Here is a 14,570-nt window from a genome sequence, read left to right as displayed (position 1 = left end):
TTGTTGCTCACCCAACGCTGGGCACTGGGTGGCCGGAGTACCTCGTAAACAACATGACATCACGGGTCCGGCCAGCCGCCACTGCACTCAATAATCGTGCCGACAACCGTTGCCATACCCCTACCGCTTATATAACTGGCTGATGTTAATCAGCTTTCCGATTGATCCATCGGTACTTGCCACGTTACTCAGGCTAAATAACGTGGAAGTTGCCCGAACTGTCAGGACTCAATCTGGTGCAACACAATTATTTTTATTTCCCATCGCCGTCAAGCGGCATATCTCAAGCGTCTGATTTGCAATAAGAAATGTTGCTCAATTTAAGAACCTGTCAAGTGCGTCAAAACGGTGAACGTGCGCTTCATTTTGGTGATTTGTATTTTTAATCATTAAAAATCAATATGTTAATAACAATATAAGCTTATAAAAAATCTTCTTGCCCAATCGAAAAACTCGGGCTAGTTTCTATTCCTGTCACCGATGACAGGAATTAACCGACCCATCGGCAAGCAGCATTACAACACTTAGAACTGGCACAAGCCGGTCAAGCCTGTGAGGAACTCGACATGTCACTGTTGATCCGTGGCGCCACCGTTATTACCCATGATGAAAGTTACCGCGCCGATGTTTTATGCGCAGGCGGTCTAATCCGCGCCATTGGCACGGACCTGGATATTCCCGCCGGCACTGAAATACTCGACGGCAGCGGCCAATATTTGATGCCCGGCGGCATCGATCCCCACACCCATATGCAACTGCCCTTCATGGGCACCGTGGCCAGTGAAGACTTTTTCAGTGGTACGGCGGCGGGTCTGGCGGGCGGTACCACGTCGATCATCGACTTCGTGATTCCCAACCCGCAGCAGTCCTTGCTGGAAGCTTTTCACCAGTGGCGCGGTTGGGCGGAAAAGTCGGCATCCGACTACGGCTTCCACGTCGCGATCACCTGGTGGAGCGAGCAGGTGCGCGAGGAAATGGCCGAGCTGGTCAGCCATCACGGCATCAACAGCTTCAAGCATTTCATGGCCTACAAGAACGCGATCATGGCAGCCGACGACACCCTGGTCGCCAGCTTCGAGCGCTGCCTGGAACTGGGCGCAGTGCCTACCGTGCACGCGGAAAACGGCGAGCTGGTGTACCACCTGCAACGCAAGCTCATGGCCCAAGGCATCACCGGGCCGGAAGCGCATCCGCTGTCGCGGCCATCCCAGGTGGAAGGCGAAGCGGCGAGCCGCGCGATTCGCATCGCCGAAACCATCGGCACCCCGCTGTACCTGGTGCACGTCTCCACCAAGGAAGCGCTGGATGAAATCACCTACGCCCGCAGCAAGGGCCAGCCGGTGTATGGCGAAGTCCTCGCCGGCCACCTGCTGCTGGACGACAGCGTCTACCGCCACCCCGACTGGCAGACCGCCGCCGGCTACGTGATGAGCCCGCCGTTCCGCCCACGCGGGCATCAAGAGGCGCTGTGGCATGGCCTGCAATCGGGCAACCTGCACACCACCGCCACCGACCACTGCTGCTTCTGCGCCGAGCAAAAAGCCGCCGGCCGTGACGACTTCAGCAAGATCCCCAACGGCACCGCCGGCATCGAAGACCGCATGGCCGTGTTGTGGGATGAAGGCGTCAACACCGGGCGCTTGTCGATGCAGGAATTCGTCGCGCTGACCTCCACCAACACCGCGAAGATCTTCAACCTCTACCCACGCAAAGGCGCGATCCGCGTGGGCGCCGATGCCGACCTGGTGCTGTGGGACCCCGAGGGTACGCGGACGATTTCCGCCAAGACCCACCATCAGAATGTCGACTTCAACATCTTCGAAGGCAAGACCGTACGCGGCGTGCCAAGCCACACCGTGAGCCAGGGCAAGTTGGTCTGGGCCGATGGCGACCTGCGCGCCGAACGCGGTGCCGGGCGCTATGTGGAGCGGCCGGCGTATCCGCCGGTGTTTGAGCAGTTGAGCAAGCGGGCTGAGCATTCCAGGCCCACGGCTGTGAAACGCTGAGACCGCCAATCGCGGGCAAGCCCGCTCCCACTTTTTGATTTGTGAACACATTCAAATGTGGGAGCGGGCTTGCCTGCGATGAGGCCAGTGCAGACAACAAAAATGCCCGCCAGAGGCAATCCAGAAAAGTGAGGCCAAACCCGTGATCCAGACCCTGACCCACCTCCCCCATCCCTTCGAGGATGGACCCACCCTCGCCAGCCACTTCACCGACCTGGCCCCGCCCCTCAACGCCCGCCAGGCGCAACTGGAGGCCTCACGCTGCCTGTATTGCTACGACGCGCCGTGCGTGAACGCATGCCCCAGCGAGATCGACATCCCGTCCTTCATCCGCAATATCCACACCGACAACGTGCAAGGTGCCGCGCAGAAGATCCTATCGGCCAACATCCTCGGCGGCAGCTGCGCCCGCGTCTGCCCCACCGAGATCCTCTGCCAGCAAGCCTGCGTGCGCAACAACGCCGAAGAATGCGCGCCGGTGCTGATCGGCCTGCTGCAACGTTATGCCGTGGATAACGCGCACTTCAGCGAACACCCGTTCCACCGCGCCGCCGCCACCGGCAAACGCATCGCGGTCGTGGGCGCCGGGCCGGCAGGTTTGGCCTGCGCCCATCGCAGTGCCCTGCACGGCCATGACGTGGTGATCTTCGAAGCGCGGGAAAAAGCCGGGGGCCTGAATGAATACGGAATCGCCAAGTACAAGCTGGTGGATGATTTTGCGCAGAAGGAACTGGATTTCCTCCTGCAGATCGGCGGCATCGAGATCCGCCACGGCCAGCGCCTGGGCGACAACCTCACGTTGAGCGAACTGCACCAGCAATTCGACGCGGTGTTCCTTGGCCTCGGCCTGGCCGCGAGCAAGCAGCTCGGCCTGCCCCATGAAGACGCCCCCGGCCTGCTCGCCGCCACCGACTACATCCGCGAACTGCGCCAAACCGACGACCTCACCCAACTGCCCCTGGCCGACCGCTGCATCGTGCTCGGCGCCGGCAACACTGCCATCGACATGGCCGTGCAGATGGCCCGCCTCGGCGCCCGCGATGTCAACCTCGTGTACCGCCGTGGCGTGGCGGACATGGGCGCCACCCACCATGAGCAGGACATCGCCAAGGCCAACCAGGTCCGCCTGCTGACCTGGGCCCAACCCGAAGAAATCCTGCTGGATGACCAGGGCCACGTACGCGGCATGCGTTTCCTGCGCACACGCATGGAAAACGGCCGCCTGCACCCCACCGGCGAGACCTTCGAGCTGGCCGCCGATGCGATCTTCAAGGCCATCGGCCAAGGTTTTGACAGCGAGGCATTGCATGACCCGCTGGCCCAGCAACTGCAGCGCGTCGGCGAGCGAATTTTTGTCGATGAGCACCTGCGCACCAGCATTCCCGGGGTGTATGCCGGTGGCGATTGCGTCAGCCTCGGCCAGGACCTCACCGTGCAGGCGGTGCAACACGGCAAGCTGGCCGCCGAGGCCATGCACGCCCAACTCATGCTGACTGTGGAGGCTGCGTAATGGCCGATCTCTCGATTGTATTTGCCGGTATCAAAGCCCCCAACCCGTTCTGGCTGGCCTCCGCGCCACCCACCGACAAGGCCTACAACGTGGTCCGCGCCTTCGAAGCCGGCTGGGGCGGCGTGGTGTGGAAAACCCTCGGCGAAGACCCGGCAGCGGTCAACGTGTCCTCGCGCTACTCGGCGCACTACGGTGCCAACCGTGAAGTGCTGGGCATCAACAATATCGAGTTGATTACCGACCGCTCGCTGGAGATCAATCTGCGGGAAATCACCCAGGTGAAAAAGGACTGGCCCGACCGCGCGCTGATCGTCTCGCTGATGGTGCCGTGCGTGGAAGAATCCTGGAAAAACATCCTGCCGCTGGTGGAAGCCACTGGCTGCGACGGCATCGAGCTGAACTTCGGCTGCCCCCACGGCATGCCCGAACGCGGCATGGGCGCGGCGGTGGGCCAGGTGCCCGAATATGTGGAACAGGTGACACGCTGGTGCAAGACGTATTGCTCGCTGCCGGTGATCGTCAAGCTCACGCCGAACATCACCGACATCCGCGTCGCCGCGCGGGCGGCGTATCGTGGTGGTGCGGATGCGGTGTCGCTGATCAACACCATCAATTCCATCACCAGCGTCGACCTGGAACGCATGGTCGCCCTGCCGATGGTCGGCACCCAGAGCACCCACGGCGGCTACTGCGGGTCGGCGGTCAAGCCCATCGCGTTGAACATGGTCGCCGAGATTGCCCGCGACCCGCAGACCCAAGGCCTGCCGATCTGCGGCATCGGCGGCATCGGAAACTGGCGCGACGCAGCGGAGTTCATTGCCCTCGGCTGCGGCGCGGTGCAGGTGTGCACGGCGGCGATGCTGCATGGGTTTCGTATTGTCGACGAGATGAAGGACGGGTTGTCGCGCTGGATGGACAGTCAAGGCTACAAGAGCTTGCAGGAATTCTCCGGGCGAGCGGTGGGCAATACCACGGACTGGAAGTACCTGGATATCAACTATCAGGTGATTGCGAAGATCGACCAGGCGGCGTGCATTGGGTGTGGGCGTTGCCATATTGCCTGTGAGGACACGTCGCACCAGGCCATTGCCAGTTTGAAACAGGCGGATGGGACCCATGTCTACGAGGTGATTGATGAGGAGTGCGTGGGTTGCAACCTGTGCCAGATCACCTGCCCGGTGGCGGATTGTATCGAGATGGTGGCGGTGGATACGGGCAAGCCGTTTCTGAATTGGACGCAGGACCCGCGTAATCCGTATCGGGAGGCTGTGTAGCCTTTTAGATTGCTATCGCAGGCAAGCCAGCTCCCACATTCGACTGCATTCCTTCAGACGAAACGCGGTCAACTGTGGGAGCTGGCTTGCCTGCGATGAGGCCATCAGCATCACCACAAGACTCAGGGCTCCAACCCAATCCCCCGCAAAATCACCCCCGTCACCGTCTGGATCGCCTTCTCAAACTGCCTGTCCGACAACGGCTGGTGATCATTCAAAATCTTCACTTGGTGATCAAAGTCGGCATAGTGCTGGGTCGACGCCCAGATCATATACAGCAGGCTCGACGGCTCCACCGGCAGGATGCGTTTGTCTTCCACCCACTGGCGAATCTTCGCCTCCTTCATCTTGGCCCAGTCGTACAGGCTCGCATCCAACGCCTCACCGAGGGTCGGCGCACCGTGGATGATTTCATTGGCCCAGACCTTGGAGCCATACGGCCGCGTGCGCGAGCGCTGCATCTTGGCGCGGATGTAGCTGCTGAGGACCACGCGCGGATCATCGAAGGTTTCAAAGCTCAAGGCGTCCTGCTTCCACAGGTCCAGCAGGTCGAACAGCACCGCGCTGTACAGCTCGCTCTTGGTGGTGAAGTAGTAATGCAGGTTGGAGCGCGGCAGTTGCACTTCTTCGGCGATGTCGGCCATGGCGGTGCTGCCATAGCCCTTCTCGGCGAAGACCTTCTCCGCCGCCAGCAGGATTTTTTCGACGTTGACCCGACGAATGCCACTCTTGTGATTGCCCATAAGGGCTCCCCGACAACAACATGGGTTAGAGACTACCACCGGCTCTAGATCGCGGCGACAGGCCATACTGAAACTTCGTACACTGCGCCCTTCTCCCCATTGATTGGTATTGCACAATGTTGATCAAAAAGACCCTGACCACCGTCGCCCTGCTCGCCTCGCTGCTGGGCGCTTCGACGGCCTTTGCCCACGCCCATTTGAAAAGCACCACGCCGGCCGCCGACAGCACCGTCGCCGCACCGGCCGATCTGCGCCTGACCTTCAGCGAAGGCGTAGAAGCCACCTTCACCAAAGTCTCCCTGAGCAAGGACGGCACCGAAATCGCCATCAAAGGCCTGGAAACCCCAGACGCCGACAAGAAAACCCTGGTGGTCACGCCGGCCGCGCCGCTGGCCGCCGGCAACTACAAGGTGGTGTGGAACGCGGTGTCGGTCGACACCCACAAGAGCAACGGCGAATACAGCTTCAAGGTCGGCCAATAACCCATGGCAACCCTGTTGGTGCTGTGCCGCTTTGTGCATTTCATCGTCGTGCTGCTGATGTTCGGGGCTTGCGTGTTCAGGCCCCTGCTACTCGGTGCCGGGCCGCAACCGGCGCTGGACCGGCAGCTGCTGCGCATCACCCGGGGGCTGGCCTGGATCGGTTTGTTATCGGGGGTGACGTGGTTGCTGCTGATTACCGCCAGCATGGCCGGCAGTTGGGACGCGGCGCTGCAACCGGCCACCGTGCAGCTGGTGCTGGGCAAGACCTTTTTTGGCCAGGTGTGGACCTGGCACCTGCTGTTCAACCTGATGCTGGTGATTGCACTGGCCAAGCCCTGGCCGGCGTTGCGCCTGCCGTTGCTTGCGCTGCTGCTGGTGACCCTGGCGCCCGTGGGCCACGGCGCCATGCTCGATGGGCTCAGCGGGCGCTTGCTGATCCTCAACCAGGTGGTTCATCTGGCGTGCGTCGGCGCATGGCTCGGTGGGTTGTTGGTGCTGGTGTTGATCCTGCGCCAACCTGAGGGCCATGCGCTGGAGCCAATCCTGCGGAGGTTCAGCGGGGTAGGTTATGGCCTGGTTGCGGGCTTGTTGGTGACCGGGTTGATCAACGTGCGCGTGCTGACCGGGCAACTGTGGCCGACGCCCTTGTTCAGCGGCTTTGCCTTGATTCTGCTGATCAAGGTCATGCTGGTGCTGGGCATGCTGGCCCTGGCGCTGTTGAACCGGTTGCGGATCGAACGCTGTGACGAACGCCTCGCGAGCTTGAAGGCCAGTGTGTTGCTGGAGTGGCTGTTGGGGATTGCGGCGGTTGCCGCCGTCTCCCTATTGGGAACCTTGCCGCCGATGGTCATGGCGAACTAAAGATCACCCACTCTTACATTGGAGCCCGCATTTGTGGGGGCTGGCTTGCCTGCGATGGCATCAACTGGGTGTGCCCGATGTACCGAGGTGCCTGCATCGCAGGCAAGCCAGCTCCCACAGTGATCGCGTTCACTTTTGAGTAGTGGCAACCTAGTCATCGTATAACTTATTGTTGACAAGCCCCGTAAACCCCGCAAATATCGCCCCTAATGTTGTACGACGACGTACGACAAATAATAAAAACAACAAAAGAAAGGGAGCTCCACTGTGAGTCAATTCGCCCGCCATTCCTGCGCACGCCTGGGCCTTATCGGTCTTGGCAGCCTAAGCGCCGCCCTACCCCTCTGCGCCCAGGCCGACGGTTTTCTTGACGATGCCAAGGCCACGCTTAACCTGCGCAACGCCTACTTCAACCGCAACTTCACCAACCCGAGCAATCCGCAAGCCAAGGCCGAGGAGTGGACGCAGAACTTCATTCTCGACGCCAAGTCCGGCTTCACCCAAGGCACCGTGGGCTTCGGCATCGATGTGCTGGGCCTGTACTCGCAAAAGCTCGACGGCGGCAAAGGCACCGGCGGCACCCAGTTGCTGCCGATCCATAGCGACGGCCGCCCGGCCGACAACTTCGGGCGCCTGGGGGTGGCGCTGAAGACCCGGCTGTCGAAGACGGAATTGAAGGTGGGCGAATGGATGCCCGTGTTGCCGATCCTGCGCTCCGACGACGGCCGCTCCCTGCCGCAGACCTTCCGTGGCGGCCAGGTCACCTCCAACGAAATCGCCGGCCTGACCCTCTACGGCGGCCAGTTCCGTGGCAACAGCCCACGCAACGACGCGAGCATGGAAGACATGTTCATGAACGGCAAAGCCGCCTTCACCTCGGACCGTTTCAACTTCGGCGGCGGCGAATACACCTTCAACGACAAACGCACCCAGGTCGGCCTGTGGTACGCCGAACTCACCGACATCTACCAGCAGCAATACCTCAACCTCACCCACAGCCAACCCGTGGGCGACTGGACCCTGGGCGCCAACCTCGGCTTCTTCAACGGCAAGGAAGACGGCAGCGCCCTGGCCGGCGACCTCGACAACAAGACCACCTTCGCCCTGCTCTCGGCGCGCTACGGCGGCAACACCTTCTACGTGGGCCTGCAGAAACTCACCGGCAACAGCGTGTGGATGAAGGTCAACGGCACCAGCGGCGGCACCCTGGCCAACGACAGCTACAACGCCAGCTATGACAACGCCAGGGAAAAATCCTGGCAGTTGCGGCATGACTTCAACTTCGTCGTGCTGGGCGTGCCGGGGCTGACGATGATGAATCGCTATATCAGCGGCAGTAATGTGCACACCGGGGCGATCACCGACGGCAAGGAATGGGGCCGTGAATCGGAACTGGCTTACACCGTGCAAAGTGGCGCGCTGAAAAACCTGAATGTGAAGTGGCGCAACTCGACCATGCGCCGGGATTTCAGCAACAATGAGTTCGATGAGAACCGGATTTTCATCAGTTACCCGATTTCATTGTTGTAAGGCCTCAAGTCTACCGCCCCCTGCCAAACACCACTGTGCCCCTGTGGGAGCGGGCTTGCCCGCGATAGCGGTGGGTCAGCCACATAGCGGGTTCTGATCCACCGCTATCGCAGGCAAGCCAGCTCCCACAGAGGACCTCGTTCATCCAAGGGGACATTGACAACCCCGGGAATCAATACCGATACTCCATCACAGTCATACGACAACCTACAACAACAATGGACCCGCCCATGACCACCACCCCTGCCGTTCCCTTCAACCGCCTGTTGCTCACCGGTGCCGCTGGCGGCCTCGGCAAAGTCCTGCGTGAACGCCTGCGCCCTTACGCCCACGTACTGCGCCTGTCGGACATCGCCGAGATGGCCCCAGCCACCGATGACAGCGAAGAAGTGCAACCCTGCGACCTCGCCGACAAACAGGCCGTGCACCACCTGGTGGAAGGCGTGGACGCGATCCTGCACTTCGGCGGCGTCTCGGTTGAGCGCTCCTTCGAAGAAGTGCTCGGCGCCAATATCAGCGGCATATTCCACATCTACGAAGCCGCGCGCCGGCATGGTGTGAAGCGCGTGATCTTCGCCAGTTCCAACCATGTGATCGGCTTCCACAAACAGGGCGAAATCCTTGACGCCCACTCGCCGCGTCGCCCGGACAGTTACTACGGCCTGTCCAAGTCCTACGGCGAAGACATGGCCAGCTTCTACTTCGATCGCTACGGCATCCAGACCGTGAGCATCCGCATCGGCTCCTCGTTCCCCGAGCCGCAGAACCGCCGGATGATGCACACCTGGCTGAGCTTCGACGACCTGACCCAATTGCTGGAACGCTCCCTGTACACGCCAGACGTCGGCCATACCGTGGTCTACGGCATGTCCGACAACCTCGACACCTGGTGGGACAACCGCTACGCCGCGCACCTGGGCTACGCGCCCAAGGACAATTCCGAAGTGTTCCGCGCCCAGGTCGAGACGCAGCCCCCGGTGGCCGCCGATGATCCGGCCAAGGTCTACCAGGGCGGCGCGTTCTGCGCAGCCGGGCCTTTTGGGGACTGACCGATGACGGCTGAATTGATTGTCGATGCACGCAACGCCGTGGGCGAATGCCCGGTGTGGGTGCCGGAAGAAAACGCGCTGTACTGGGTGGACATCCCCAACGGCGGCCTGCAACGCTGGAGCGCCGCCAGCGGCCACGTCGCCGCCTGGAAAGCCCCTGAGATGCTCGCCTGCATTGCCCGCACCACCACGGGCAACTGGATCGCGGGAATGGAGAGCGGCTTCTTCCAACTGACTGCGCACAACGATGGCAGCCTCGACGCCACGCGCCTGGCCAAGGTCGAACACCCTCGCGCCGACATGCGCCTGAACGATGGTCGCTGTGATCGCCAGGGTCGCTTCTGGGCCGGCAGCATGGTGCTGAACATGGGCTTGAATGCCGCCGAGGGCGTCCTCTATCGCTACGCGGCGGGCCAGGCGCCCCATGCCGCGCTGGATGGTTTCATCACCCTCAACGGCCTGGCCTTCAGCCCCGATGGGCGCACGATGTACGCCTCCGACTCGCACCCGCTGGTGCAGCACATCTGGGCGTTCGACTACGACATCGACAGCGGCACGCCGTCCAACCGCCGCGTGTTCGTGGACATGCACCCACACCCCGGCCGCCCCGACGGCGCTGCGGTGGACGCCGACGGTTGCTACTGGATCTGCGCCAACGACGCCGGGCTGATCCATCGCTTCACCCCCGACGGGCGCCTCGACCGCTCCCTCAGCGTGCCGGTGAAAAAACCCACCATGTGCGCGTTTGGTGGCAGCCGGCTGGACACCTTGTTCGTCACCTCGATCCGTGATGATCAGAGCGAACAGTCGCTGTCCGGCGGCGTGTTTGCCCTCAATCCTGGCGTGCAGGGCTTGGCCGAGCCGACTTTCACTCTCTGATGGGATAGCCCTGATGATCGAACTCCAAGACGCCCTCACCCGCCTCACCCTGGCCCCGACCACTGGCGGCAGCATCGTCAACTGGCACGTCATCGCCAGCGGCCAACCGTTGCTGCGCCATAGCGACGAACAGGCGGTGAGCACGGGCCTTCCGGGCAAGCTGGGGTGTTATCCGTTGGCGCCCTGGTCCAACCGGATTGCCGAGGGCGGTTTCGACAACCCCGACGGCTGGCTGGCCCTGTCGGCCAACAGCCTGACTGACCCGTTGCCGATCCATGGCTCGGCGTGGCAACAGGCGTGGCAAGTGGTCAGCCAGTCGGTGGATGAAGTGATGCTGGAGGTGATGTGCGATACGCCGTTTGCCTATCGTGCCGAGCAACGGTTTCGACTGGTGAACGGTGAGCTGAGCATTGCGTTGACGGTCACGCACCTCGCCGAAAAACCCGCATGGCATGGCTTGGGGTTGCACCCGTATCTGCCGCGCCAACCGGGCACGCGGTTACAGGCCAAGGCTTCGCAGGTGTGGCTGAGCGATGCGTCCAAACTGCCTACCGGGCTGGCGCCGGTCCCGGCGGAGTGGGATTTCCAGCAGCTCAAGGCCTTGCCTGAAGGTCTGGTGGATAACGGTTTTTGCCAGTGGGATGGGCATTGCCAGATCGAGCAACCGGAGCTGGGTTATGCCTTGGAATGCCAGGCCAGCGGTGCGGATTATTTCCTGCTGTATTGCCCGCCGGGGTTGGGGTTCTTTTGCATCGAGCCGGTGAGTCATCCGGTGAATGCGCATCACCTGCCCGGAAAACCGGGGTTGAAGCTGCTGGAGCATGGCCAGTCGGCACACCTACAGTTCAACCTGAAATACATTCCGACTGTGGGAGCTGGCTTGCCTGCGATAGCGGTACATCAGTAAAAGGTGCATCAACTGACAGATAGCTATCGCAGCGATGCGGCGACCCGACAAGCCAGCTCCCACAGTTTTTGATCGCTGTTGTGTCAGTGTCAGGGTGGGCTGTTCTTGAGGCGCCCTGCGGTGTCGATACTGACCACCACCGACAACCCCGGCCTTAGCCGCTCGCTCTGCTCCTGATCAGGATCCACCGTAATCCGCACCGGCACGCGCTGGGCGATCTTCACAAAGTTGCCGGTGGCATTGTCCGCCTGCAACAGGCTGAACTCGGACCCCGTGGCCGGCGAAATATGCTGCACCGTGCCGTGAAACTTGCGGTGGTTCAACGCATCCACGGTGAACGTCACCGGCTGGCCGACCTGCACATTGTCCATCTGGGTTTCTTTCATATTGGCGATCACCCACAACTGCGGCGGCACCAGCGCCATCAGCTGCGCGCCAGAGTTGACGTAGGCGCCGAGGCGCACGCCAATCTGCCCCAACTGGCCGTCACGCGGCGCGGTGATGCGCGTGTTGGACAGATCGATGCGCGCCAGTTCCACCGCCGCATCGGCACTGGCCACCGCCGCTTCCAGGGAGCCGCGATTGACGATCACCGTCTGCAAATCCTGCCGCGCGATTTCCAGGCTGGCCTGGGCTTGCGCGACGGCCGCGATGGTCTGCGCATTCGCCGCACGGGTCACGTCTAGCTCGCGCCGGGACACCGAACCATCGCTGATCAGCTCTTCGTTGCGGCGCAAGTCGGCGGTGCTTTTACGCGCCTGCGCCTCGCTGTCCGCCAACGCTGCCTGGCGCAGCTTGATGGTGGCCTCGGCGCTGTTGCGCTGTTGCACCACATTGGCCAGCGCGGCCTTCTGCACCGCCAGTTGGGCCAGCGCCTGGTCCAGGCGCTGCTTGTAGATCCGATCATCCAGGCGCACCAGCAGGTCGCCGGCCTTCACGTACTGGAAATCCTGCACCGGCACTTCAAACACATAACCAGCGAGCTGCGGCCCGATGATCGTCACTTGCCCGCGCACCAGGGCATTTTCGGTGGTTTCCACCGCGCTGCTGAACGGCGGCAATTGCCAGGCATAGAGCACGATCAGCACGCCGACCACGGCGATGGCGGCAAAGCCCAGGGACGAGAGGATGCGCACCCGCAACGGTCGCAATTCGGTGGGCACCGCACCAGGCGGTGTGCTGCCTTCCGGCGTCGCCGCGATGGCGGTGGTGGTGGTCGTTGAAGGTTCGGTCATTGAGGTGCGCCGCTGGGTTGAACGGGAGTGGCTGCTTTCGTGGTGCTCATCAGCCACAGACTGCGGATAAAAATCCAGATCATGGTCAGTATCGCGATGATCGCGATCAGCATGAAGACATCGTTGTAGGCCATTACGTTCGCTTCACGGGTGGCTGCGGTTGCCAGGCTGCGGATGCCCATGAGGTTGCGCAATTCCGGGTCGGCAATCACCCCGCCATAGGCCGAGCCGCCGCTCGACACCCGCGCGGCCACACGCGGGTCGAGCAGGCTCAGGTGTTCGACGATCATGCTCGAATGAAACTTCTCGCGCACGATCTGGAACGTGCCCAACAGCGCCGCGCCCATCAGGCCGCCAAGGTTCTGGCAAATGCCGAACATCACCGAAAAACTCACCAGGTTGCGCGGGTTGGTCAGCACGTTCTTGGTGCCCAGCACCATGGTCGGCCCGAGGAAGAACGTCCCGCCGAAGCCTAGCAGGAACTGGCTGATATACAGGTTCTGCGGGCGAGTCAGGTTGCTGGAGAAGCTGTCCATCACCGACCCCGTCGCCATCAACGCCAGGGAGATCACCAGCGGCATCAACAAGTGCGCCGGGTTGATCGTCAACGCGCTGACCGCAAGCCCCGCGATCGCCCCGGCCAGCATCACCACGTACAGCGTGTGCATCTGCTGGTAGCTCATGTTGAGCATTTGCATGAACCCCACCGCGCCGGTGGACTGCTCGGACAGCACCATGCGGATCAGGATCACCGCCAACGCCAGGCGGATCATCACCCCACTGCCCAGCCAACGGGTCATCAGCATCGGGTTGGCGCGGTTATGCTCGATGGCCAGGCCGGCCATGATCAGCACCAGGGAACAGGCCGAGGCCACGCCGATCCACGGGGCTTCCAGCCACCAGTCGATCCGCCCCAGGGACAACACCGCACACAGCAAGGCGACGCCGGTGGCGAGGATCGCGAAGGTGAGGAAGTCGAGTTTCTCAAAGGTCTTGAAGCGGTCGCCGGGCGGCAACTTGAGCAGGAACACACAGCCCAGGCAGATCAGCGCCATGCCCAGCTCAAACAGGTACAAGCCGCGCCACTCGGCGATTTGCAGCAAATCCTCGGAGAACAACCGCGCCAGCGGCAAGGCCAGCTGCGCCGTGCCCAAGCCCAGTACCAGCGCCTTCAAGCGCCACTTGGCCGGGAATGCCTGGATCATGTAGTACAAGCCCAGCGAACTCAGCGCCGCGCCGACCATGCCGTGGGCCGCGCGCACCGCAATGGCCGAGCTGAGGTCGTTGACGAACAAATGGCCGAAGGTCACCAGTGCGTACAACACCAGGAACACTTCGGTAAACGCGCGCAGGCCGAACTGTTGGCGGAACTTCACCAGCAGCAGGTTCATGCATACGTTGGTCATGACATAGGCGGCGGGCAGCCAGGCCATTTCGGCGGTGGTCGCACCGAGGGCGCCTTGCAGGTATTGCAGGTTGGCGATGACCAGCGCGTTGCCCAGGCCGCCGGTGATTGCCACCAGCACGCCGACCAGCGCGAACAGCCATCGCTTGTGCGTGGGGTGCAACGGCGTCGACGGCGAACCGGGCAGGCTCGGGCGCTCGTGGGGCTGCCAGGTGCGGGGGGTGTAGTTGTTCATTCGATGGCCTAGATGACCCGACGTGGGATGTCGGTAAAACCCTACTCAGAGCGTAGTAAACCTGAGGGGCGGTTATCTTGCCATCTTGGGTGTGCTTTTCTGTGGGGGCTTACCTGGGATAGTGGTTTTTCAGGGTACATATCCTTTTCTTCGGTAACGGCGGCTTATGGTTCCGCCCTTACGGCGGGTCACTTTTGGAAAAGAGCCCCAAAAGTAACCAAAAGGGCTCTTGCCCCAACACTCGGCACCTCGCCTAGGCTCGGTGTGCCCGTAATCCGACATGGATTTGGGGGGCGCCTAAGATCAAAATCAAAAACAAAGCGAGGCGGCCTGACAGCCGGCCTGATCTATGAAGCATGCGCGCTCCCCTGTGGGAGCTGGCTTGCCTGCGATGGCATCGACTGGGTGTGCCTGATGTACCGAGTTGTCTGCATCGCAGGCAAGCCAGCTCCCA

The 14,570-nt window shown here is 61.9% G+C and carries 12 protein-coding genes; 9 read left to right on the top strand and 3 right to left on the bottom strand.

Going from position 1 to position 14,570, the window contains the following annotated elements:
* Positions 1 to 566 precede the first annotated feature (566 nt).
* From hydA to preA, 3 genes are all read left to right on the top strand, one after another.
* Positions 567 to 2,006: a dihydropyrimidinase gene (gene hydA / locus ACU688_RS05430; protein ID WP_448183935.1), complete on the top strand. Its 1,440-nt coding sequence runs from the start codon at positions 567 to 569 to the stop codon at positions 2,004 to 2,006.
* A gap of 142 nt (positions 2,007 to 2,148) precedes the next feature.
* Positions 2,149 to 3,516 (top strand): NAD(P)-dependent oxidoreductase, encoded by a 1,368-nt coding sequence (locus ACU688_RS05425; protein ID WP_448183934.1) that lies wholly within the window; start codon positions 2,149 to 2,151, stop codon positions 3,514 to 3,516.
* On the top strand, positions 3,516 to 4,790 hold the full coding sequence (preA, locus tag ACU688_RS05420) for an NAD-dependent dihydropyrimidine dehydrogenase subunit PreA (RefSeq protein WP_448183933.1): 1,275 nt from the start codon (positions 3,516 to 3,518) through the stop codon (positions 4,788 to 4,790). The genes ACU688_RS05425 and preA overlap by 1 nt, the downstream gene beginning before the upstream one ends.
* A 122-nt stretch (positions 4,791 to 4,912) precedes the next feature.
* Here preA and ACU688_RS05415 read toward each other — a convergent pair whose 3' ends face one another.
* Positions 4,913 to 5,533, bottom strand: a complete 621-nt coding sequence (locus ACU688_RS05415; protein ID WP_017737434.1) for a TetR/AcrR family transcriptional regulator — start codon at positions 5,531 to 5,533, stop codon at positions 4,913 to 4,915.
* Between the two features lie 116 nt (positions 5,534 to 5,649).
* On the opposite strand from ACU688_RS05415, the gene copC reads away from it, so the two are divergent.
* From copC to ACU688_RS05385, 6 genes are all read left to right on the top strand, one after another.
* A complete protein-coding gene (copC, locus tag ACU688_RS05410; RefSeq protein WP_448183932.1) occupies positions 5,650 to 6,015 on the top strand; it encodes a copper homeostasis periplasmic binding protein CopC in 366 nt (121 codons plus the stop codon).
* A gap of 3 nt (positions 6,016 to 6,018) precedes the next feature.
* The gene (gene copD, locus ACU688_RS05405) at positions 6,019 to 6,876 is read left to right on the top strand and encodes a copper homeostasis membrane protein CopD (RefSeq protein WP_448183931.1); all 858 of its coding nucleotides are present in this window, start codon (positions 6,019 to 6,021) and stop codon (positions 6,874 to 6,876) included.
* A gap of 267 nt (positions 6,877 to 7,143) precedes the next feature.
* Complete coding sequence (locus tag ACU688_RS05400) at positions 7,144 to 8,406, top strand: OprD family porin (RefSeq protein ID WP_448183930.1); 1,263 nt, start codon at positions 7,144 to 7,146, stop codon at positions 8,404 to 8,406.
* Between the two features lie 230 nt (positions 8,407 to 8,636).
* Positions 8,637 to 9,455 carry an NAD-dependent epimerase/dehydratase family protein gene (locus ACU688_RS05395; protein WP_448183929.1) on the top strand — a complete coding sequence of 273 codons (819 nt, stop codon included), beginning with the start codon at positions 8,637 to 8,639 and terminating at the stop codon, positions 9,453 to 9,455.
* A 3-nt stretch (positions 9,456 to 9,458) separates the two neighbouring features.
* A complete protein-coding gene (locus ACU688_RS05390; RefSeq protein ID WP_448183928.1) occupies positions 9,459 to 10,334 on the top strand; it encodes an SMP-30/gluconolactonase/LRE family protein in 876 nt (291 codons plus the stop codon).
* Positions 10,335 to 10,347: 13 nt separating this feature from the next.
* Positions 10,348 to 11,241: an aldose 1-epimerase gene (locus ACU688_RS05385; protein WP_448183927.1), complete on the top strand. Its 894-nt coding sequence runs from the start codon at positions 10,348 to 10,350 to the stop codon at positions 11,239 to 11,241.
* An 89-nt stretch (positions 11,242 to 11,330) separates the two neighbouring features.
* Here ACU688_RS05385 and ACU688_RS05380 read toward each other — a convergent pair whose 3' ends face one another.
* The gene (locus tag ACU688_RS05380; protein WP_448183926.1) at positions 11,331 to 12,476 is read right to left on the bottom strand and encodes an HlyD family secretion protein; all 1,146 of its coding nucleotides are present in this window, start codon (positions 12,474 to 12,476) and stop codon (positions 11,331 to 11,333) included.
* Entirely contained in the window at positions 12,473 to 14,116 is a 1,644-nt protein-coding gene (locus tag ACU688_RS05375; protein ID WP_124528793.1) for an MFS transporter, read from the bottom strand. The genes ACU688_RS05380 and ACU688_RS05375 overlap by 4 nt, the downstream gene beginning before the upstream one ends.
* Positions 14,117 to 14,570: the final 454 nt, after the last annotated feature.

The sequence above is a fragment of the Pseudomonas acericola (SeqCode) genome (genome assembly GCF_053456465.1).
The sequence above is the reverse complement of the archived record's forward strand: the minus strand, read 5'-3'. Positions and strand labels throughout refer to the sequence as shown.

Bases quoted from the DNA above. Each gene is read 5' to 3' on its own strand.
- copC (WP_448183932.1), top strand. From the start codon at position 5,650: ATGTTGATCAAAAAGACCCTGACCACCGTCGCCCTGCTCGCCTCGCTG.
- ACU688_RS05390 (WP_448183928.1), top strand. From the start codon at position 9,459: ATGACGGCTGAATTGATTGTCGATGCACGCAACGCCGTGGGCGAATGC.
- copD (WP_448183931.1), top strand. From the start codon at position 6,019: ATGGCAACCCTGTTGGTGCTGTGCCGCTTTGTGCATTTCATCGTCGTG.
- ACU688_RS05415 (WP_017737434.1), bottom strand. From the start codon at position 5,533: ATGGGCAATCACAAGAGTGGCATTCGTCGGGTCAACGTCGAAAAAATC.
- ACU688_RS05395 (WP_448183929.1), top strand. From the start codon at position 8,637: ATGACCACCACCCCTGCCGTTCCCTTCAACCGCCTGTTGCTCACCGGT.
- ACU688_RS05375 (WP_124528793.1), bottom strand. From the start codon at position 14,116: ATGAACAACTACACCCCCCGCACCTGGCAGCCCCACGAGCGCCCGAGC.
- preA (WP_448183933.1), top strand. From the start codon at position 3,516: ATGGCCGATCTCTCGATTGTATTTGCCGGTATCAAAGCCCCCAACCCG.
- ACU688_RS05385 (WP_448183927.1), top strand. From the start codon at position 10,348: ATGATCGAACTCCAAGACGCCCTCACCCGCCTCACCCTGGCCCCGACC.
- ACU688_RS05380 (WP_448183926.1), bottom strand. From the start codon at position 12,476: ATGACCGAACCTTCAACGACCACCACCACCGCCATCGCGGCGACGCCG.
- hydA (WP_448183935.1), top strand. From the start codon at position 567: ATGTCACTGTTGATCCGTGGCGCCACCGTTATTACCCATGATGAAAGT.